This window comes from Methanosarcina spelaei (genome assembly GCF_002287235.1).
In the GTDB taxonomy this organism is placed as follows: Archaea; Halobacteriota; Methanosarcinia; order Methanosarcinales; family Methanosarcinaceae; genus Methanosarcina; species Methanosarcina spelaei.
The window spans coordinates 1-294 of record NZ_LMVP01000461.1 but is presented as its reverse complement, the minus strand read 5'-3'; the positions used below and the strand labels follow the sequence as shown (position 1 = coordinate 294).

The 294-nt window shown below is 49.0% G+C and carries 1 pseudogene; it reads right to left on the bottom strand.

The window, feature by feature from the left end:
• Positions 1-37: 37 nt before the first annotated feature.
• A pseudogene (locus tag ASJ81_RS16570) lies at positions 38-294 on the bottom strand (monomethylamine:corrinoid methyltransferase); the annotation flags it as partial.

Below are 294 nucleotides of genomic sequence, written 5' to 3'. Positions count from 1 at the left end.
TGTTTCCCTGAGCGGACAGGGAGGTCTCTGGTCCCTAGACAGCCATGCCAGGCCTACCAGCCATGGCGCAAGCATTCTTAATGAGTCTTGTTTCGGTCTTTGCGGCAAGAACTTCGTAAGGGCTCTTTGGAATAGGAGCTTTTCCACGTATAGAAGTCATCACACCATTAACAATAGTGTCTACTTCCTTTTCCAGAGCATAGCTCATGTGAACAGGCATAAACACGTTTTCTGAAATTGGAGACCCAGTCGGTCCACCCTGCACGATTGGCTTTGCCTTGTCACCAACACTTC